Origin of the sequence: Roseomonas rosulenta, assembly GCF_016106005.1 — a bacterium.
GTDB classification, from domain to species: domain Bacteria; phylum Pseudomonadota; class Alphaproteobacteria; order Acetobacterales; family Acetobacteraceae; genus Neoroseomonas; species Neoroseomonas rosulenta.
In genome coordinates this window covers 1-4,109 of sequence record NZ_JACADR010000339.1, presented here as the reverse complement: position 1 = coordinate 4,109, position 4,109 = coordinate 1, and the positions used below count along the sequence as shown (strand labels likewise).

General features: G+C 71.6%; 2 protein-coding genes. One reads left to right on the top strand and one right to left on the bottom strand.

The window, feature by feature from the left end:
* Positions 1–298 precede the first annotated feature (298 nt).
* The gene (locus HW578_RS23630) at positions 299–1,678 is read right to left on the bottom strand and encodes a flavin monoamine oxidase family protein (protein ID WP_198373160.1); all 1,380 of its coding nucleotides are present in this window, start codon (positions 1,676–1,678) and stop codon (positions 299–301) included.
* Positions 1,679–2,020: 342 nt separating this feature from the next.
* Between HW578_RS23630 and dnaK the strand changes: the two genes are divergently transcribed.
* Positions 2,021–3,940: a molecular chaperone DnaK gene (dnaK, locus tag HW578_RS23625; RefSeq protein ID WP_198373159.1), complete on the top strand. Its 1,920-nt coding sequence runs from the start codon at positions 2,021–2,023 to the stop codon at positions 3,938–3,940.
* The last annotated feature ends 169 nt before the right edge of the window (positions 3,941–4,109 follow it).

The following is a 4,109-nucleotide window of genomic DNA, read 5'->3' as shown; positions in this document are numbered from 1 at the left end:
GCCCGGGCGCGCCGGAATGCCAGCGCGCCCTGCCGGCGCTGCGCGAGGCCGAGACGGCGGCGCGCGGCGGCCGCTGACGGCCGCTCGGGCATGCGCCGTTCAGCGCATCCCTGAGCCCGGCGCCGGCCCGCGTCGGTGCCGGCAGCGTCGGCCTGCCGGATGAGTGCCAGGGCTGGCGGCACCGGCCTTCTCGAGCGGTCACCGAGTTGCGCGCGCTGCTCCAGCCTGCGCGGATTCGAGCGGGATCGCGGCCGGACCGTGCAACCGTCCGGCGGCGGGCAGGCGCCCCGCGCGCGGTTCAGCCCGCCATGATCTCCCGCGCCGCCCGCCGCCCGCCCAGCAGCGCGCCATGGGCATAGGACGGCGCCCCCTCCGTCGCCGCCTCGCCGGCGAAGAAGATCCGCCCCGCCACCGGCCGCGACAGCGCACGGTGGTCCTCGATCGAGGCCCCAACCGGCAGGAAGGAATAGGCGCCGCGGGCGTAGATGTCGCGCGACCAGCGGGTGACGCGGGTCTCCACCGGGCGCGGGATGGCGTTGCCGAACATCCGTCGCAGCGCGCCCATCAGCAGGTCCACCTGGGCGGCGTCGGGCAGCATCTCGATCCGCTGCGCCGCCGATCCGCCCACCAGCGCCACCAGCACCGGCACGTTCAGGTGCGGCTGCAGCGAGACGATCTCGGGCGCCACGTTGTCGGGCGTGGCGGAAAGCGAGCGAAGGTAATGCGCCTCGGCCGGCCAGAAGGCGCGCGGGAAGGCCAGAACGATCTTGTTCAGCAGGCCGTTGCCGATGCGCGCGATGGCCCCCTGGTGCGCCGCGGGCAGTGGCGGGTCGAAGGCGACATCGCCGCGCTTGAGCACGCCCAGCGGCAGCGTCACCACCACGCGGTCGGCGAACCAGGCCTGCTCGGCGGTGGCCACCACCACGCCGTCGCCGGCCAGTCGCACCTGGCGCACCACCTGGCGCAGGCGGATGTCGAGGCCGCGCGCCAGCAGGTCGGTGATGGCGTTGTAGCCCTGGGCGAGCAGGTGGTTCTCCTCGGGGATCTCGCCCTCGCCGCCGAACCAGCCTTGCGCCGAGACCTCGGGCGCATCCCCGCCAGCATAGCCGGCCACGTAGGCAGACAGCCAGGCGGCGACGCGCTGGTCATAGGGCGTGGTCCGCGTGGTCGGGTCGAGCAGCGGCACCGCCTCGGCCAGGGAGACGTCCCGCGCGCCGCGATACGCATAGGGGCTGTCATGGGCGATCAGCCGGCCGACCGTGTCGAAGATGGCGGTGGTCTCCGCCTCGGTCAGGCGGCGGCCATCGGCGTCGAACATGATGGACCGGGCATCATAGGTCGGCATCCGCCGCACCCCGGCGGCATCGGCCAGCGGCGTGAGGGGGTTGCCCTCCGGCCCATGGATCCAGGCGCCGCCCATGTCCAGGCGCTGGCCGCGGAAGTCGATCGTGTGCAGCCGCCCGCCGGTGCGTGCGCGGGCTTCCAGGACGGCGACGCGGTGCCCCGCATCGGCCAGGGCGCGGGCGCAGCCGAGGCCCGACAGGCCGGCGCCGATCACCACCACGTTCAGCGGCCGCGCCGGCTGGCCCTGCGCCGCCCCGGGCAGCACCGGCGCGCTCGCGGCAGCGCCAAGAAGGCGCCACAGGGCGCGGCGGCTCAGTCCAGGCGGTGCGGCCATGCGACGCATGCTCCCGGCGGTTCGTTCCGGAAACCCTACGGAGGATGCGCCGCACCCTGCAACCCAATGCGATCGCTCCGCGGCATGGGCGGCGCGCCGCGACGCTGCGGTTCCGCAAGCGGCCCATGCGGCACCCGCGGGGGCCTGATTTGCGCGTCCGGGGCCGCCCCGGCCCTTGTCCGCGACGCGGCGGAACAATACATCCCTGCTGTCACATCCCCCGCCCCATGCGGGGACCCCCAGCCACCCATCCGCGGCGGCCCTCGCCGCCGGTCAGCACAGGGGGCGGGCATGGCGCCAACTCCGGGCCATCCCCGCCTGCCGAAGAAGGAGAGTACTCGGATGAGCAAGGTCATCGGCATCGACCTCGGCACCACCAATTCCTGCGTCGCCATCATGGAAGGCAAGGACGTCAGGGTCATCGAGAATGCGGAGGGTGCCCGCACCACCCCGTCCATGGTCGCCTTCGCCAAGAACGGCGAGCGCCTCGTCGGCCAGTCCGCCAAGCGCCAGGCGGTCACGAACCCCATGGGCACGCTCTATGCGGTGAAGCGCCTGATCGGCCGCCGCTTCGACGACCCGATGGTGCAGAAGGACATCGGCCTCGCGCCCTTCAAGATCACCAAGGCCGCCAATGGCGACGCGTGGGTGGAAGTGGACGGCCAGTCCTATGCGCCGCAGCAGGTCAGCGCCATGGTGCTGACGAAAATGAAGGAGACCGCGGAGGCCTTCCTCGGCGAGACCGTCTCCCAGGCCGTGATCACCGTTCCCGCCTACTTCAACGACGCCCAGCGCCAGGCGACCAAGGAAGCCGGCGCGATCGCGGGCCTCGAGGTGCTGCGCATCATCAACGAGCCGACGGCGGCCGCGCTCGCCTACGGCATGGACCAGAAGAAGGGCGGCACCATCGCGGTCTATGACCTCGGCGGCGGCACCTTCGACGTGTCGATCCTCGAGATCGGCGACGGCGTGTTCGAGGTGAAGTCGACCAACGGCGACACCTTCCTGGGCGGCGAGGATTTCGACCAGCGCATCATCGACTACCTGGCGGATGAATTCCGCAAGGAGCAGGGCATCGACCTGCGCGGCGACAAGCTCGCGCTGCAGCGCCTGAAGGAAGCCGCCGAGAAGGCCAAGATCGAGCTGTCGTCGGCCAAGGAGACCGAGGTCAACCTGCCCTTCATCACCGCCGACGCCTCCGGGCCGAAGCACCTGGTGATGAAGCTGACCCGCGCGAAGCTGGAAGCGCTGGTGGACGACCTGATCGCCCGCACGCTGGATCCCTGCAAGCAGGCGCTCAAGGATGCCGGGCTCACGGCCGGCGAGATCGGCGAGGTGATCCTGGTCGGCGGCATGACCCGCATGCCCAAGGTCATCGAGACGGTGAAGGCCTTCTTCGGCAAGGAGCCCGCCCGCAACGTCAACCCGGACGAGGTCGTGGCCATCGGCGCGGCCATCCAGGGCGGCGTGCTCAAGGGCGACGTCAAGGACGTGCTGCTGCTCGACGTCACGCCGCTGTCGCTCGGCATCGAGACGCTGGGCGGGGTGTTCACGCGCCTGATCGACCGCAACACCACCATCCCGACCAAGAAGTCGCAGGTCTTCTCCACGGCCGACGACAACCAGACGGCGGTGACCATCAAGGTGTTCCAGGGCGAGCGCGAGATGGCGGCCGACAACAAGATGCTCGGCACCTTCGACCTCACGGGCATCCCGCCCGCGCCGCGCGGCGTGCCGCAGGTGGAGGTGACCTTCGACATCGACGCGAACGGCATCGTGAGCGTCAGCGCGAAGGACAAGGCCACCGGCAAGGAGCAGCAGATCCGCATCCAGGCCAAGTCCGGCCTGTCGGACGCCGACATCGAGCGGATGGTCAAGGACGCCGAGGCGAATGCCGAGACCGACCGCAAGCGGCGCGAAAGCGTCGAGGCGCGCAACCAGCTGGAAGCCCTGGTGCACCAGACCGAGCGCACGCTGAAGGAGAACGGCGACAAGATCCCGCCGGCCGAGAAGTCGGACGTCGAGGCCGCGCTGGGCGATGCCCGCGCCGCGATCGAGAAGCAGGACGTCGCGGCCATCACCAGCGCCAGCGAACGTCTGGGCCAGGCCGCGATGAAGATGGGCGAGGCGCTCTACAAGGCGCAGGCCGAGCAGAAGCCCGAATCCGGCCCCGCCGCGGGCGGCGGTTCGGCGCCCGGTGGCGACAAGGTGGTCGACGCCGAGTTCGAGGAAGTGGACCCGAACAAGCGCAAGCCGTCCTGACACCGGGACTGGCCTGCGCCATGCTCACCGCCGCCCGGCCCTGCGAAGGACCGGGCGGCGTTTCTTCGCGGGACACCACCATGATCAGCGCGACCAGGGCGACAGAAATGCCTGAGGCTGCCGGCGCGCGCCGGCCGGCGCTGCTGCGCGCGCGCACGCTGCGGCGGCC

Bases quoted from the DNA above. Each gene is read 5' to 3' on its own strand.
- HW578_RS23630 (WP_198373160.1), bottom strand. From the start codon at position 1,678: ATGGCCGCACCGCCTGGACTGAGCCGCCGCGCCCTGTGGCGCCTTCTT.
- dnaK (WP_198373159.1), top strand. From the start codon at position 2,021: ATGAGCAAGGTCATCGGCATCGACCTCGGCACCACCAATTCCTGCGTC.